The following is a 211-nucleotide window of genomic DNA, read 5'->3' as shown; positions in this document are numbered from 1 at the left end:
TTCTGCAGATAATGCTTTCTGTTCCATAACAGGTGTCCACTAGTTGAAAAGGTGGGCACTACGTTACCAATACAGGCTTAATGGCTACATACGGCGGTCAGTTTACGCTTACCGAAGGGGCGATTGCCCGGCAGCATGATGTCCAGGCGATTCACAATCTGGTGAAGAGGTTCTTTACGCTCAAGCGCCATGCCAACAATACACCAGACCA

At 49.3% G+C, this 211-nt stretch carries 1 pseudogene; it reads right to left on the bottom strand.

The window, feature by feature from the left end:
• Nucleotides 1-113 precede the first annotated feature (113 nt).
• Nucleotides 114-211 (bottom strand): annotated as a pseudogene (locus BFF42_RS22295) (transposase domain-containing protein); the annotation flags it as partial.

Source organism: Shigella sp. FC1661 (assembly GCF_001712525.1).
GTDB lineage: Bacteria > Pseudomonadota > Gammaproteobacteria > Enterobacterales > Enterobacteriaceae > Escherichia > Escherichia coli.
The sequence above is the reverse complement of the archived record's forward strand: the minus strand, read 5'-3'. Positions and strand labels throughout refer to the sequence as shown.